We start from the raw sequence: 16104 nt of genomic DNA, 5'->3' as shown, positions 1-16104 counted from the left end.
CATCTCTCTTACTAGAAAAAAGTGCCAATCGCTATTGACACTGCAAAGGTAAGAGATATAAGGTGTCATAGTAATAACCCCATGTAATCTCTCTAAAATCGATACTGTTCCAAAAATCGAAAAAACTGTTATCACACGCACATTTTTAGAGTATAAACAGCATATTATCCAAAGAATAGTATTACCTTTGCATCAAACAAAAGCCAAAGAGTGGCGCGCAAAATGTGGAAAGTATCACACTGCGAAATCGGTGGAGATGATTTGAATGATTTAAAATCACAACTGAATATCAGAGATTTACAAGATATTGGTGAGCCCCAGGCGGATCACGATAAAATTTATCAAATCGAAGAAAACCTCTGAAAATCAACGATTTTCGGAGGTTTTGCTTTTTGTCTCCTCTCCCCCCCCCCCAAAAAAAAATCGGCGCAATATATGGCAATATCCGGTGTGCAAAAAGGGAGCAAGGAATTTTATCCTGAAATTGCTCCCTTTTTAGGGATTATTGGATTGCTTTTCAGTATTTTGCGCCGATAGTGATTGTATTTCTCCTGCTCCCAGAGGGAGCTTCCGAGGGAACGGTTTGCAGACATTTCGGCACTTTTGTCAAAGTATGCCTTACGCTGTATCCAGCTTGTCAACCACATGTCTGCACTGACTTTTTTTAAGAATATTCCATTTGAATAATTGTTAAAAAAGGGAGCAAAATCGGGGAGCAAATCAGCGAAAACAATAGAAAATGTGATTTTGCTCCCTCTTTACACCCCGTTTTTCTGATGTCTTCTGGTATTTACAGATTGTAAAACTGAAAAAATTGCGTATCTTTAAGATACCATTAAAGCCACAAGACAAAATGAAACTATCCAATGAAAGCTACTTTTCCTTGAACTTCATCGCGAGGAAAAGAGCCAACAAGGAGGGTGAGCTGCCGATAACCCTCCGTATCACGATGAACGGACAGCGTGCAGAAATATATATCAACCGCACTGTCAGACCCGATGACTGGAATGCCGCAAAAGGTCAGTCGAAAGGCAAGACAAAGAAAGACCTTGAGCTTAACCGCTATCTTGACACGGTGCGCACCAAGATCTGCGAAATCCACAACCGGCTCGTTCTGCGTGACGAGCCGATAAATCCGGATGTGCTTAAACGAGCGTTCCTCGGCAAGCTCGAAAAGCCCAAGATGATTTGCGAGGCTTTCCGTGGGGTCAATGTAAAAGTGAGGGAACAGTATGAGCGCGGCGACATCTGCAAGGCTACCGTGCTTCGCTGGGAACGCTGCGAGAAGCATCTGTCAGAATTTCTGATGATGAAGGAGAATATATCTGACATCCCGATGAAGAACCTTACATCGGGAATGGTTGACGATTTCGAGCATTTCCTGCGTGTAAGAAAAATGTGCGCCAATAATGCCGCAGTGAAGTATATCCGCTATCTGAAGAATGTCGTGAGGGTCGGTATCGCCAACAAGTGGATTGACGACGACCCGTTTATCGGCAAGCGTTATACCCGTACAAAGTCTGACCGGGAATTTCTGAGCGAAAACGAGCTGAAAGCGATAATGAAGCTCGACCTTACAACACTCCCCCGTCTTGACCTCGTGCGTGACACATTCGTGTTCTGCTGCTTCTGCGGACTTGCCTTCGCTGACATATCCACTCTTACCCGCGACCATATAATTAAGGATGAGAACGGCGAGGAATGGATACGCAAGGCGCGCCAGAAGACCGGCGAGGTCAGCACCATCCCCCTGCTCGACATCCCGAAAAGGATTGCAGAGAAATACCGCAACCACCCGAAAGCGGTGGCGAAGAACCTCATGACACCGGTAATATCCAACCAGCGCATGAACTCGTACCTTGCCGAAATAGCCGACCTTGCTAAAATCGGCAAGCACCTGACGACGCACATCGCAAGACATATTAAATTGTCTTTGTTGCTGAATTTGAGCAGCTTGCAAAGATTTGCTTCTTAATGGGTAACACTTTGGAAACGAGCGAATTACTATATTCTATCTTATTTTGTACAAATCAAAAAACGCATTTTTGAATACAAAATAGCATTATTTTTTGAAATACACACCTCTTAAAAATGGTATTTTTACAAATGCCACGATAGTTTCTTCAATAGTTCATTAACAACATTTGTTTATATAGCGTTTATCGGCATAGCACAATTTTAGCTATGGTTTAGAAACTTATACTTCAATTCATACTTTTCAAGTTTGCTATAATAGTGTTGCCCTACCTATTCCAAGCGGTTCAGGAAGCTACACTCCTATTGCTGTCAGCCTATTTAAAGGTACGCAATATCTATTCCTCCTTTTTCATGTTATGCGAAAGGTAAGATCAACGAGAAAAGCCTGTTTAAGTTAACGCCAGTTCAATGTAAGTATTAAATTTATAGTATCGAATATAACATTTAAACGATTACCAATATGTTCTCAGAGTCTAAAGTTACAGAGATTTATTATATTTGCAAGGAATTTGCTATCCAACAAGAAAAATATATAATTAAAGACACATCCCATAAGCATCGTAACAAATCCAACCGTATGAGTGATGCGGATGTTATTGTTATTCTCATCCTGTTTCATTCCGGTAATTTTCGATGTTTCAAACACTATTATCAGGAATATGCCTGCAAGTATCTGACTCATTTGTCTCCCAAACGTGTGCCTTATAACCGGTTTGTTGAATTAGAAAAGGAGTGTTGTTTTTATTGACAATCTTTATCAAACAGGTACTTTTAGGAACTTGCACGGGAATCTGTTTTGTGGATTCCACTTCCTTGTGTGTCGCAACCAACGTATATTGATCTATAAGACATTTAAAGGAACTTGCCGAGAAGGGAATATGCTCGATGGGATGGTTCTTTGGATTTAATTTACATTTGGTAATCAATGATAAAGGCGAAATCCTCAATTTTATGTTCACCTCAGGAAATGTGGATAACCGGAAACCTTTGAAACAGAGACGTTTTTTAGAAAAAGGGAAACTGTGTGCCTACAAAGGATATATCGGACGGTATTGTTTGAGAGTCTTTTTATCAATGGCATACAAGTGATCACCAAAGTAAAGAATAAGATGAATAACTCACTGATGAGTATTGTGGATAAAATCCTGTTAAGGAAACGTGCCTTGATTGAAACTGTTAATGATAAACTGAAGAATATCGCACAGATAGAACATTCATGACACCGCTCTTTCAACAACTTCATTGCGAATGCTCTCGCGGCAATTGCAGCATATTGCTTTTTAGAGAAGAAGCCGACCATTGATATTAAATTCATCAAAGACAGGCAACTTGCATTGTTTTGAATTATATCGAACTGACGTTAAGTTATGGCATAAATATTTTTCATCACCACCAGAGAGTGTAATACCTTATTAAATGGCAGTATATAATTGCTTTTTAGAAGTAACGAACAGTAATTCCTCCTATTGTTCCACCATTGACTTGTATTTTCTGTGAAAGGTTGCGTGAAAATTTATAAGGAAAAAGTACAATATTCCAGTGGATTATTGACTATGATATGATTACTCAAATTTATTTTGATTCATTTACGATTTAAATATGTTGTAGTTATGTATCTCACAAAAACAATATAGATCTTGCATAATTCAATTAAAATACACAGTCAGATACGTTCCATGAAAGAGCATGAAACGTATCTGAGTTTTGTAGTTATTTGTCAGAATATCACATAAGCCATGTATTATTTGGTGCGGCTTACCACATGTATGGTTTTGCCTTCTTTATCGAGCAAATTCAGTTTAAGATTCTCTTTGTCGGCGGTCAGGACGGAGAATCCGGGAGAATCATTGCAAAATATGGTGCCCTCGATTTCTTTCGGAGTCCGTGTGAGGGAGCCGGATGTGTTGACCACATAGTCGATTTTTGAAGCCGGGCGGCGGATGTGCTGGTAATTGTGGATATGACCGCAGATATACATGTCCACATTGTGCTTCCGCAGAATTGTGTCAATTTTCTTCTGCATATCTGTTCGCTCAGATTCCGACTTGTCGGTATAGGCATAGATGGGATGATGACCGACCACAACGATCCAGTCTTCCGTCGCCTCTGTCAAAGTCTTTTCGAGCCATTGCAACTGGGCTTCGGTATCCTGATTCACAGCATCGGGATATGTGTCGGTCTTTTTCCTGTATTTGTCAATCAAAGGAGTAGTGTCGAGAAATACCACCTTGACAGTTGTCCCGTCATCTTCAAAGGTCTTGGTGTAATATCTCGCAGGCATCTCCCAACGGCGGGATATGCCGGAATAGTCAATAACCGCTTGAGTGTTACCGCGATATTCATGGTTTCCGCAGACGGGATACCAGTTCACCATAAGCTCCGGGTGGTCGTAGATAAGCTCATAGTTGGTCATCCACAACGGGTCTGTCACACTTTCCACTCCACCGTAGTGATGTGTGTCGCCAAGAGCAAGAATAGCATCAGGTCCTATTTGTTCTGCAATTCTGCCCATCGTCGCGGCAACAGGCTTCTGGTCATAGTGACCATTACGTCCGAGGTCTGACACTACCATCAGGTTCACGTCGCCTTTGGCGATTTCAGTCTGGGCAATGGCTCCAAAAGAGGGGATGAGAGCCAAAGCCGCGATAAGTAATTTACGAATCATTGTTTTGTATTTTTAGAATGTTACTTTTACACCGCCGTTGAGTTTCACTCCGTAATATTCCTGCTGCATCGTGTAGTCCTTGCTACCTTGATAATAGCGCAGAGGCTGGTTGAGGAGGTTATTGCAGTCGGCATATACGGTTATTTTTGTTTTGCGCCCGAATGTGTAGCTGACGTTCAGGTCCAGATATTTCACGGCATCATAGTATCGGTCGTAGAACGAACTTGCGCCCATTTCGTCGATAAATGCCGAGGCATAGTTGAATGAGGCTCTTGCAGAGAAACCGCACTTGTCGAAATATAGCGAGAGATTGGCTGTATGCTCGGGAGAACCGGGCAAGCTAAGGCCTTTCTCGTTTTCACGACCCTCGAAGTTGAAGTCGGTAATGCGTGAGTGGGTATAGGTGTATGTAGCGTAAAGTCCGAGACACTTCATCGCCGGTGTGATGAAACTGAAATCGCGCTGCCATGCCATTTCCACTCCGAAAAGATTAGCGTTTCCACCGTTTTTAGGTTGTGTGAACTTAGTCCAGACAGTACCCTGATACTCCTTGTTGTATGCCACTTCGTCCACGATGAAGCCTTCTATTCTTTTATAGAAAATTCCTGCTGAAACCAGACCGATTGACTTCCAGTAATATTCAGCGTTGAGGTCTAAATTATGTGAGGTAGTCGCTTTAAGACCGGGATTGCCAATCCTTATCTCATTGTCGCCACGTTTGATATTCATACCCGGGACGAGGGCGGAATATTTTGGCCGGGATATGGACTGGTTATAACCGGCACGCAGCATGAAATCCTTGTTGATGTCCCATTTCAATAATAATGAGGGGAGGAAATTTATATAATTTGAAGTCTCAGGCTCGGTCTTGGAGACACTGTTGGATTCATCATCGTAATTTCTGCCGATGTAGCGCAGTGATGTATTCTCGACACGCAGACCGCCCATAAAGTTAAGGTTGTCGGAAAGTCTGGAATCAATACGCACATAACCTGATGCCACATTCTCCCTCGCATGGAAATTGCCCGCAAGTTCCTCTGCAATTTGCTCTCGCTCAAACAAATTGGAATCGTCAAGATTGAGGGAGCCAAGAAATTTCTTGTCAACGAATGTGCCGGCCTGATATTTTGAGGAAGGCATGAATCTGTCGGTACTTTGGTCTGTGGTATGTGCAAGCGCATCTGTGTTAAATGCCTTTTTGTCAAGCGGAGTGTATTCGTAATAGTCTATCTCCTTATCTTTTGTCTTGTTCACGAACTTGAATCCGAACTTGATTTTTGAGCGTTCGCTAAGTCGAGCCTTGAAATCCAGTGCCGCCTTGAAGTCCTGCTCCACAATATCCTCCTGCTGCTGTGTAAGCTCTTTGAGCGAGAAGTCATCATTCAAGGTCATTGTATATCCTTCGTCGGGAGTGGCAAATGGCTCTCTCGGATTACTCAGGTCGAAACTGAACCTCTGCGATTTGAGACGGTAGTCGATGTATCTCTCATTCGGGCGTTTCTCCGTAGCCCGTGCATATCCCAGTTTCCAGTCCATGCCAAGGATGCCTATACGGTTTTCACCTCCCAAAGTGAAATCCATTGTCCGTTGTCGTTCAAGACGGGCGTTTCGTTCGTCACCCGAACCTCCTTTTGTCTGGACACGCACATCGGCTTTCCCTTCGGGCGTAATGTCTTTGAGTGTTGTCCTGTAACGGTTTTCCCAATCATTGCGGTTGTTGAAAATACCCTTGAACCAGACCTTGTTGAAGTCATTGAACTTCCAGTCGAGCGACAATGAGTAGCTCTGTCGCTCTCGTGTGACATAATACTGCCTTATCTGATAGTCGTTGACATAGATTTTGCCGTCGTCATCCTTTTCCCATATAAATTCTGTATTATATGATCCGGCTGGCGCATTATTATAGGAGGCCGCAAGCATCACTCCGAAGCGGTCATTGAAGAAACGGTTACCGAGAGTGAGTCCGAAATTCATCTGCGCCTTACGGCTTATCCAGTTGTAGCCTGTTCCCGCTACGGCTCCGACAGTAAATCTGTGTGGCGAATTTTTCGTAACGAGGTTGATGGAACCGCCGATGGCATCGCCGTCCTGATCCGGCATAAGTGTCTTGCAGACCTCTATTGTCTGAATCATATCGGACGGTATAAGGTCAAGCTGGACATTGCGAGTGTCTCCCTCGGCCGATGGCAGTCTTGACCCGTTGATTGTCACTGAACTGAACCCAGCCGGAGTGCCGCGTACTTGACCGAAACGGGCCTCGCCCTGATCATACTGCACATTGATACCGCTTATACGTTTCAGAGCGTCTCCGATATTCGAGTCGGGGAATTTGCCAATCTGGTCGGCAGATACCACATTGGTTATATTGATATTATTCTTCTGGGCATTTATGGCTCTCTGCTGCCCGGAGAAAACGCCGGTCACTACAACTTCATTCAGTTCCCGTGATGTATCCGACATTACTATGTCGTCAACCGTTGATTCTTCCGAAACCACGATTGTTTTACTGACCGGAAGAAAACCGATATAAGTTACTTTCAGATTATGATTCCCGAATGAAAGGTTGGCAAACGAGAAAAAGCCGTTGAGATCTGTAACCGCCGACAGCATGTTGCTGTCAATGATAACCACCGCCCCCGGCAGCGGGTTCTTCTCATTGTCAAGGATGCGGCCTTTAAGTTGTCCGTATTTCGGACTGTCAGCCGCCATAATGGTCAGACTTGAAGCAAGTGCGACCAAAAAAGTTGACATTACTTTTTTCATTGTGATTGTTGTTTTGTTTCTGATTTACGCTGCAAAATTAGCCAACTAATATTTCATGGGGTTATCAGATTTGTTTAGATTTTATGAAATAAATTGTGTCATTAAACTTTTATTAAACTTTTGAGCATTAGGACAGTATTTAACCGATTATTAGTAATTTTGCGGCATGGAAACAAAAAAGAAGATACTTGTTGTCGATGATGAGGAGGCTCTGTGTGACGGACTCGGATTCAATCTTGAAGCGGAAGGCTATCAGGTTGACATGGCGTATAGCGCGGAGGAGGCTCTTGCCCTCAACCTTGCCGACTATGACCTGATACTCCTTGATATTATGATGGGGGAAATATCCGGGACTCAACTGGCACGCATAATGAAGTCGAATCCGGCAACGGCCTCCGTTCCCATCATATTCTGCACGGCAAAAGACACGGAGGAGGATATGATTTCGGGACTTGATCTCGGGGCTGACGACTATATAATGAAGCCTTATTCTCTTAAAGCTGTGCTTGCCCGAATAAGGACTGTGCTTCGCCGTACAGCGGCTTCTGTCGCACCTGCCAAGACTGATTCTGACCTTGTTTCATACAAGGGGCTTGTTCTGTCTACAAAAAACAAGACTTGCACAGTTGACGGGACGGAGGTGAAAATGCCTAAAAAGGAGTTTGAGATACTGCTCAAACTAATCTCCAACCGAGGGCAGGTTTTCACCCGTACGGATTTGCTCAACAAGATATGGCCCGACGAGGTTGTGGTGCTTGACAGGGTTGTAGATGTGAACATAACCCGTATCCGCCAGAAAATCGGCATCTACGGCAAGAATATTGTAACTCGCTCGGGCTACGGTTATGGGTTCATTGAATAAGCTCTCCTATCCGCAGCGGCTGTTCGTGTGGCTTCTTGGATATTCCTTGCTGATGGTCGGTTGCTTTGTCGTGTTTCAGTATCACAGGGAAAAGGAATTCAAGGCGGAGGAGATTGACAAGCAACTGCAGCTTATCAACACATATATCCTTACCGAACTTGGTGAGGGACACGATGTGCCAGATATAAAACTTGACGAATTCAAGCCATTCGGGGAAATCCGTGTCAGCGTGATTTCCGAGGACGGACATATCATTTACGACAACACCCTTGATTCATTGCCGAAAACCAATCATCTTGACCGTCAGGAAATCCGGGATGCCTTACGGCATGGGGCGGGCTATGCCGTAAGACGACACAGCGAGAGTACCGGCAACTATTATTTTTATTCGGCGAGAAAAAGCGATGACGGCTATATTGTCCGTACCGCGGTGCCGTATTCGGTTTCATTCAGAGGTCTGTTGCAGGCCGATTATGGCTTTCTGTGGATTATGGGGGTTATCACATTGGTCATGTGCGTACTTGGCTATTTTGCAACCCGAAGGGTCGGCCTCCACATAATCAGGCTGAACAGATTTGCGGAAAACGTAGAAAACGGTGCCCAGATTTCTGACACCGAACCGTTCCCCCATGACGAACTTGGCGAGATTTCAAACCACATTGTCCGCCTTTATGCCCGTCTGCAACAGGCTGTCGCCGACAGGGACAACGAACATCGCGCTACCCTCCATGAACAGCTTGAAAAGGAACGCATCAAAAAGCAACTCACGAACAACATAAACCACGAACTGAAAACCCCGGTCGCATCAATCAGGGTCAGCGTGGAGACGATGCTGGCACACAGGAATATGAGCGATGAAAAGCAGATATTGTTCCTGCAACGTTGTCTTACAAATACAGAAAGGCTACAAAGGCTTCTGACCGATGTCTCGCTCCTGACACGCATGGACGACGGAAGCGCCTCTATATTGAAAGAACAGGTTAATCTCACGGATATAATAAATGACGTGGTTGAGGACCGACAGATAATCGCCGCCACAAAGGGCATAAGGATTGAGAATTTTGTTTCTCATAACGTAATCATGGCCGGAAATGCTTCTCTGCTTGAGGCCGTTTTCAACAACCTTATAGACAATGCGATTGTTTATAGTGGAGGAACAAGAATAAAAATAGAATTAATCAGTATCGACAACGATAAAGTTGTAATTGCATTGTCCGACAACGGATGCGGCGTTCCTCTCGAACACCTGCCAAAACTGTTTGAAAGGTTCTATCGCATTGACAAGGGACGGTCACGAGCGGCCGGTGGCACCGGACTCGGGCTTTCGATAGTGAAAAACGCTGTGATTCTTCATGGCGGTGAAATCTCCGCTGAAACTCAATGCTCAGGCGGATTATTGTTCAAAATAACATTTTCAAGAAACTCAAAATGAAGACAAAACTAAAAATCGCGCTTGTAGCTCACGACCAACGCAAAGCCGATATGATCGATTGGGTAAAATTCAACGCCCAATACCTTTCCCAACATGAGCTGGTATGTACCGGCACGACTGGAGGGCTTATAAAGAATGCTTTCTCAGAAGCTGGAATAGATGCACAAGTCGAATGTATGAATTCCGGACCGATGGGCGGTGACGCCGAAATAGCGGCAATGGTGGTAAGAAACGAGATTGACCTCGCTATTTTCTTGATAGACGACCTCAATGCGCAGCCCCACGAGGCGGACATTCAGATGCTTTTGCGTCAATGCCGGCTCCACAACGTGCCGATTGCCTGCAACCGCATCAGTGCCGACCTGATGATTTCAAGTCGTTTGTGGGAAGACCCTACATATAAACCCATCGAACAGAGCTATATACGGTTTGACCGCAATTAAACCCTCTGTCAGTCCGGCAGTTTTAATAAATGGTTAAGGATTTTGAAATAATCATGAAATGTTTTCTTAGTTACTTTGCGGCTGAATAAGTAATTGAGATAACAATGGAAATACTGTTTCTTTGCGTAGTAATTTTTCTTTTCCTGCTGGCTGTGTTTGACCTGTCAGTAGGCGTGAGTAACGATGCTGTCAACTTCCTGAACTCGGCTATCGGGTCTAAGGCGGCATCATTCAAAAGAGTCCTGATTGTCGCTTCCATCGGTGTGTTCATCGGTGCGGCAATGAGTAACGGAATGATGGAGATTGCCCGGCACGGAATTTTCCGTCCCGAGCATTTTTCGTTCTATGACCTTATCTGCATCTTCATGGCGGTAATGGTCACGGACATCATCCTTCTCGACGTGTTCAACTCGCTGGGTATGCCGACCTCTACAACCGTGTCAATGGTTTTCGAGCTGCTGGGAGCCACCTTTGTCGTTGCATTGATTAAAATGGCAGGAGGCATCGGTCTCGGTTTTGACGACTTGCTTAACACGGAGAAAGCCCTGTCGGTGATTCTCGGAATATTCCTGTCGGTGGCGATAGCATTTTTCTTCGGAACGGTTGTGCAGTTCATATCCCGCATGGTGTTCTCGTTCAATTACCGTAGCAACCTGAAATGGAAGATAGGAATATTCGGTGGCATCTGCGCGACAGCTATTGTCTACTTCCTTCTGATCAAGGGGGCAAAAGATCTTACATTCATGACCCCCGAACTGAAAGCATGGATAAAAAACAATACGGCTCTGATAATACTGTCCTGTTTCGTGGTTTTCACGCTGCTGATGCAACTGCTCCATATCTGCAAGGTCAACGTGTTGAAAGTCATAGTGCTTATGGGCACGTTCTCGCTTGCCGTGGCATTCGCAGGTAATGACCTTGTGAATTTCATAGGTGTTCCCTTGAGCGGTCTGGCTTCATATCAGGATTTTATGGCTAACGGCGGAGGGGATTCCAAAGGTTTCCTTATGGATTCACTCAACGGCCCGGCAAATACACCGATATATTTCCTCATAGGTGCCGGTGTCATAATGGTGGTCTCGCTTGCAACGTCAAAAAAGGCAAGGAATGTGACCAAGACCGAAATCGGACTGGGAAGCCAGCAGGGTGGCGATGAGATGTTCGGTTCATCCCGCATCGCCAGAAGATTGGTTAGATGGACTTTATCATTCCTGTCATGGGTGCGCCGTGTGACACCGATAAAAGTACGCCGTTGGTTCAACCACCGTTTTAATGTGGATGAGACCATTATGGATCAAGGGGCGGCTTTCGACCTCATACGCGGCTCAGTCAATCTCGTGCTTGCCGGCGCACTCATTGCCCTCGGCACCTCGCTGAAACTGCCCCTGTCAACCACATTCGTAACATTTATGGTCGCTATGGGTACTTCTCTTGCCGACAGGGCATGGGGCAGGGAAAGTGCCGTGTTCCGCATCACCGGCGTGATTTCCGTAATCGGCGGTTGGTTCCTTACTGCGGGTGCGGCGTTTATCGGTGCAGGACTGATTGTCGCGGCAATGCACTATGGCGGTCAGTGGGTGATGCTTCTGTTGGCGGCTTTGACCATATTCATAATCATCAATAGCAACCGTCGATTCAGAAAGAAGACAGAAGAAGATAACGGTGACGCGCTGTTCCAGACCATCATATCCACACAGGATAAAACACAGACATGGCCGTTGCTTATGATGTATATCACGGAACAACAAGAGAAGTTCATGACCTATGCCGAGGAAAAATACCGGGATATAACATCGGCTTTCATAACTGAGAGCGCCGGGATTCTCGGCAAGACGGAATCGAGTCTCGCCCGCCAGAAGACCATACTTAAAAACGCCCGCCGTAAGGAAACTCTATGTCTGCGTCATTTGACACGCGAGATGGCGATAGAAAAAAGCACTTGGTTCTATCTCAGCAACAACTGCTGTATGGGCATACTTTACAACCTGCGCCGCATCAACGAGGTCTGCAAAGAGCATGTCGACAACAATTTCCTTCCTCTGCCTCCCCAATATACTACTGAATACGAGATGATACGGACACAAATAAGTACACTGTTCAATGATACCGTCAAACTTATGGGGAGCGGGGATACAGATACGATAAGCACTCTTCGCCGACACTGTGACGAGATAAAGGATACTGTTTCCGACACATATCATCGTGTGCATGACCAGCTCCGCGACGGAGACACATCGGCAATGGCTGTTCTGTATGTCTATGTCAATCTGCTTCAGGAAACGCAGGAAATGGTATCGTCAATAAGGAAATATCTGCGGGCGTTTGCCAAGCTGCGCAACTCAGATTTCCGTACACGCCCTGCCAAAATTATGGTACCAACAGCATAAAGTCTAAGGTAAAAAAGATTGTTCCTAAGGTTGAGATGGGAGTGCATATCTCCCATCTTTTTGTATTGTAACTGATTGATAAATTTAATATTTATCTAATATCTCAGACATAAACGTGAAATATAAATATGGTTACTTTGCATCAAAGAAATTCTATAAATCATGTACGTTACAGTTCTCTCGATAACAGCTCTGACTGGAATCATCTTTATGTTGCGACGGCATATACGCAGACACAAAATCAAGGAAATGTGTTGTATTATTCCCAATAGTCCTGTCGGAAAGTCTTGTTTGACCGTGACGATGCAGTCATGCGGTCCGATTATCGACAAAGCGTTGAAATGTCTTTCAAACAATGACAGTATAGCCGTTTGCAAGAATCATCGAATCGGGTCAGAAACCATTGACATAATCAGTGAGAAAGTCCGGAATTGTTCGGCGGACTCTGATGATACTATCGGCAAGACTGCGCTATATTGTGAATATATGCTTGAGGCTACGGACAAGATTGCCGAAACAACACGTCATCTTGTCACGTCCCCGGATGGCTATATACCTATCTCTTACAAATGTGAGATCGAAACAATTCGTGGAGGGATTGTCCGACTGTCTCAATTAGCTGACAGCATACTCAGTTCAGATGTTGATACAGTGAAGATTAATGGAGATGCGGGCTTGGAGAAAGATTTTATCGAACACAGCATCGCCATACATTCCAAAGGGATGACCCATGAAGATTTTGATGAAGGAGCCCCCTCATATTCCTATCTGATGCTCTTGTATTATCTTCATTCCTTTATCAGTTCCTTTCTACAGGCAATCAAAAACATTAAAACAAGCAATAAACCAATGACAGCATGAAACGGATTTTAATTATGACGGCATTGTCAGTATTTGCATTGTCTGCCGTGGCTCAGGATAAAAATCCATTTATCCCGGAAATACACGGGACTATCCGGGCCAAATATGAATATGAGCCTCAAATAGATAAGGGACGCTTTGAGATACGCAATGCGCGTCTGAGCGTGGAAGGCAGGGTGATTCCTATTGTAAGATACAAGGCCGAGATAGACCTTTCGGACGAGGGTACTATAAAGATGCTTGACGCATATATACGTCTGCAACCTAAAGATGTGTTAAAGTTCACCTTCGGTCAGATGAGAGTGCCGTTTACCATTGATGCTCATCGTTCACCGCATCTACAGTATTTCGCCAATCGTTCTTTCATAGCAAAGCAGGTCGGCAATGTGCGCGATGTAGGGGCATCAGCATCGTGGACATTCAACGACCGTATGCCCATTACGCTTGAAGGAGGTATATTCAACGGCTCAGGACTGACAAATCAAAAACATTTCTGGACCAACAACTATAATTTCTCGTTCAAGGCGCAGACAATGATTGCCCGGCAATTTAATATCACACTCAGTTGCCAGAAGGCAAATGCCGGGGATGTGAACGTGATGATGTACGATGCAGGGGTCTACTGGCAAAACCGGAGATGGCACATCGAGGCGGAATATCTCCGCAAGCACTATGCCCACGGCTCTTTCACGCCTGTAAATGCGGTTGACGCATTTGCCGCATATCGACTTCCGATGAAAAAAGGTCTGACTTCCATATCATTCCTCGGAAGATATGACTATATGTCAGATCACAGCAAAGGTACGAAAGATGAATCCGGCAATCTCAAAGTAGATGATCCTGAAAGGCATAGACTGACTGGAGGTCTTACATTGAGTTTTGGAAAGAAATCATTACAGGCAGATATTCGCCTCAACTATGAACAATATTTTTATAACAAAGGAGTAAATCCAGCAATTTCAGAACAGAATAAGATAGTCATGGAATTTGTAGCCCATTTTTGATTTTATGTCACAAAAACAAAACCGACAGCATTTCCTGACTTCGTCATTGCGTCACCCTAAACGCCAAGATGGTCAAACAATGGCTTCAATGACCGATGTTCGGGTGTCAGCATCATAGTGCGTGTTATCGTCTCATCATTTAATGGAAGCCTCAGTCTGACGGTCGTTATTGTTTTGGCGATCTTGATTACTTTGTCAACACTCATTTTCATGTGTAGAGTCTCGATAATCCTCTCAAGTTCCTTATATAGCTTGTATGCGACAAAACAAAGGCATACATGAGCCTCGATACGTTTCTCAGTAAAGTGAAAGATGGGGCGAGTCTCCAGTGTCCCCTTTGATATCCTGAACGCCTTCTCAACAACCCAAAGACCTTGATACTGAGCGACGACCTCCGATGGTGGCAATGTGGTATTGGTGACATATCCTTTCAGACCGTCCCATACCTCATCCTCCTTGATCTTATCCTCACTGATACTTACATTGACATCATTGTCAAGCTTAAGGAACTTGCTGTAGCCACGTTTATTAATCTTATCCTTGGTGATTTTGCCGGAAGCATAGGCTTTTCGTAGTCGTTCAACACCCTTGTTGCGGTTATAGGCATCCTTGGTTGCCCGTTTTGAACTGTATGTGACAATGAGACGGTCGCCGTTCTCGAGTTCCTTCTCATGATACTGTCCATCTTCATGGGGGATTGACTTTATCCATTTCTCGACATCATTTGCCACTTTCTTTATTCTTCCGCCGACAATGAACTGATATCCTCCGGAACGCAGTAGCCCCATATTCCGTTTTATCATGAAGCCTGAATCAGCAACCACAATAAAGTCATCAAGGCCGAACCGTTGCTTTAAATCATCTATGGCGGGGATCATGGTGTAACTTTCATATTGCGCTCCATTGAATATTGAGTATGAAAGAGGATAGCCGTTCTCACATACAAGAAGTCCGAGGATAATCTGTGTCTCGGCTGTCTTGCCGTCTTTGGAAAACCCCGGTGAACGAAGGTCATCTTCCCGAAAACTCTCAAAGTACAGTGATGTGACATCGTAAAACAGCATCTCCACTCTTCCACCCAAGACAAAAAACGTATGCTCCACGCTGATACGCTGCACAACCTCCTGCTGGGCATTGTAGAGCTTGTCCATATAGCGGTATATCTTGCTGAGGTTCACATCCTCTTCAAAGTGGGTTTTCAGGTAGTCTGCAGTCGCCATCTTGCTCATCGGCTCACATAACCTTGCTATTACAAGATGCCGTAAGACATCATCCCCGACCCGGTTGAATCCAACAGAATCAAACACCTTGTCAAGAATCAATTTGGCTCCATTCAGCAATATACCATCAATATTGTCAAGGACAGCCTCGGCATTCTTTCGTTCAAGTTCTTTTTGGTCGGCTTCATCGAAATCGATTTCCATGATACCGAGATGAGACTTAATCCACTTTTGTCCTTGGAGGCAGAGACGCTCAATCTCAGACTCGTCATACCCTATGCCCACGGTGTGCAGTTCTTTGAACTTGCCTCCGTGCTTGTCAACAACCACAACGCTTGTGGTGCCAGAACGATTTTTCTTTTTGCGGACAAACATACCGCAAATATAATCAAAATTGCCATTGCGTCACCCTAAATCACCCTTGAATTTGCCTATATTGGTGAAAATCAGGCATCCTTATTTTGGAACTCAAAAAAGTGACGAAGTCAGG

The 16104-nt window shown here is 44.6% G+C and carries 12 protein-coding genes and 1 pseudogene; 9 read left to right on the top strand and 4 right to left on the bottom strand.

Annotated elements, in window-relative coordinates; genetic code table 11:
- Positions 1 to 222 precede the first annotated feature (222 nt).
- The gene (locus MoGM_RS13050) at positions 223 to 363 is read left to right on the top strand and encodes a hypothetical protein (protein WP_158249576.1); all 141 of its coding nucleotides are present in this window, start codon (positions 223 to 225) and stop codon (positions 361 to 363) included.
- 110 nt (positions 364 to 473) lie between these two features.
- Here MoGM_RS13050 and MoGM_RS13045 read toward each other — a convergent pair whose 3' ends face one another.
- A complete protein-coding gene (locus MoGM_RS13045) occupies positions 474 to 647 on the bottom strand; it encodes a hypothetical protein (protein ID WP_158249575.1) in 174 nt (57 codons plus the stop codon).
- Positions 648 to 853: 206 nt separating this feature from the next.
- Here MoGM_RS13045 and MoGM_RS07415 point away from each other — a divergent pair, with 206 nt between their 5' ends.
- Both MoGM_RS07415 and MoGM_RS07410 read left to right on the top strand, forming a co-directional pair.
- The gene (locus tag MoGM_RS07415) at positions 854 to 1975 is read left to right on the top strand and encodes a site-specific integrase (RefSeq protein ID WP_104369451.1); all 1122 of its coding nucleotides are present in this window, start codon (positions 854 to 856) and stop codon (positions 1973 to 1975) included.
- 462 nt (positions 1976 to 2437) lie between these two features.
- Positions 2438 to 3320 (top strand): annotated as a pseudogene (locus MoGM_RS07410) (IS982 family transposase).
- Between the two features lie 398 nt (positions 3321 to 3718).
- Here MoGM_RS07410 and MoGM_RS07405 read toward each other — a convergent pair.
- Together MoGM_RS07405 and MoGM_RS07400 are read right to left on the bottom strand one after the other, a co-directional pair.
- The gene (locus tag MoGM_RS07405) at positions 3719 to 4642 is read right to left on the bottom strand and encodes a metallophosphoesterase (RefSeq protein WP_104369450.1); all 924 of its coding nucleotides are present in this window, start codon (positions 4640 to 4642) and stop codon (positions 3719 to 3721) included.
- 12 nt (positions 4643 to 4654) lie between these two features.
- Complete coding sequence (locus tag MoGM_RS07400; protein ID WP_104369449.1) at positions 4655 to 7405, bottom strand: TonB-dependent receptor; 2751 nt, start codon at positions 7403 to 7405, stop codon at positions 4655 to 4657.
- A gap of 166 nt (positions 7406 to 7571) precedes the next feature.
- Between MoGM_RS07400 and MoGM_RS07395 the strand changes: the two genes are divergently transcribed.
- The 6 genes from MoGM_RS07395 (at position 7572) to MoGM_RS07370 (ending at position 14394) form a co-directional block, all read left to right on the top strand.
- On the top strand, positions 7572 to 8267 hold the full coding sequence (locus tag MoGM_RS07395; RefSeq protein ID WP_104369448.1) for a response regulator transcription factor: 696 nt from the start codon (positions 7572 to 7574) through the stop codon (positions 8265 to 8267).
- A complete protein-coding gene (locus MoGM_RS07390; protein WP_104369447.1) occupies positions 8251 to 9699 on the top strand; it encodes a cell wall metabolism sensor histidine kinase WalK in 1449 nt (482 codons plus the stop codon). The genes MoGM_RS07395 and MoGM_RS07390 overlap by 17 nt, the downstream gene beginning before the upstream one ends.
- Positions 9696 to 10142: a methylglyoxal synthase gene (locus MoGM_RS07385; RefSeq protein WP_104369446.1), complete on the top strand. Its 447-nt coding sequence runs from the start codon at positions 9696 to 9698 to the stop codon at positions 10140 to 10142. The genes MoGM_RS07390 and MoGM_RS07385 overlap by 4 nt, the downstream gene beginning before the upstream one ends.
- A 104-nt stretch (positions 10143 to 10246) precedes the next feature.
- A complete protein-coding gene (locus MoGM_RS07380; protein WP_104369445.1) occupies positions 10247 to 12529 on the top strand; it encodes an inorganic phosphate transporter in 2283 nt (760 codons plus the stop codon).
- Positions 12530 to 13015: 486 nt separating this feature from the next.
- Positions 13016 to 13390 (top strand): hypothetical protein, encoded by a 375-nt coding sequence (locus MoGM_RS12790; RefSeq protein WP_146078684.1) that lies wholly within the window; start codon positions 13016 to 13018, stop codon positions 13388 to 13390.
- The gene (locus MoGM_RS07370) at positions 13387 to 14394 is read left to right on the top strand and encodes a porin (RefSeq protein WP_104369443.1); all 1008 of its coding nucleotides are present in this window, start codon (positions 13387 to 13389) and stop codon (positions 14392 to 14394) included. The genes MoGM_RS12790 and MoGM_RS07370 overlap by 4 nt, the downstream gene beginning before the upstream one ends.
- A gap of 56 nt (positions 14395 to 14450) precedes the next feature.
- On the opposite strand, the gene MoGM_RS07365 is transcribed toward MoGM_RS07370, so the two are convergent.
- Positions 14451 to 15944 carry an IS1634 family transposase gene (locus MoGM_RS07365; protein ID WP_371410514.1) on the bottom strand — a complete coding sequence of 498 codons (1494 nt, stop codon included), beginning with the start codon at positions 15942 to 15944 and terminating at the stop codon, positions 14451 to 14453.
- Between the last annotated feature and the right edge of the window lie 160 nt (positions 15945 to 16104).

Origin of the sequence: Prevotella sp. MGM1 (assembly GCF_002933775.1) — a bacterium.
GTDB lineage: Bacteria > Bacteroidota > Bacteroidia > Bacteroidales > Bacteroidaceae > Prevotella.
Note: the sequence above shows the minus strand (reverse complement) of the source record. Positions and strands in the feature narration are given on the sequence as shown.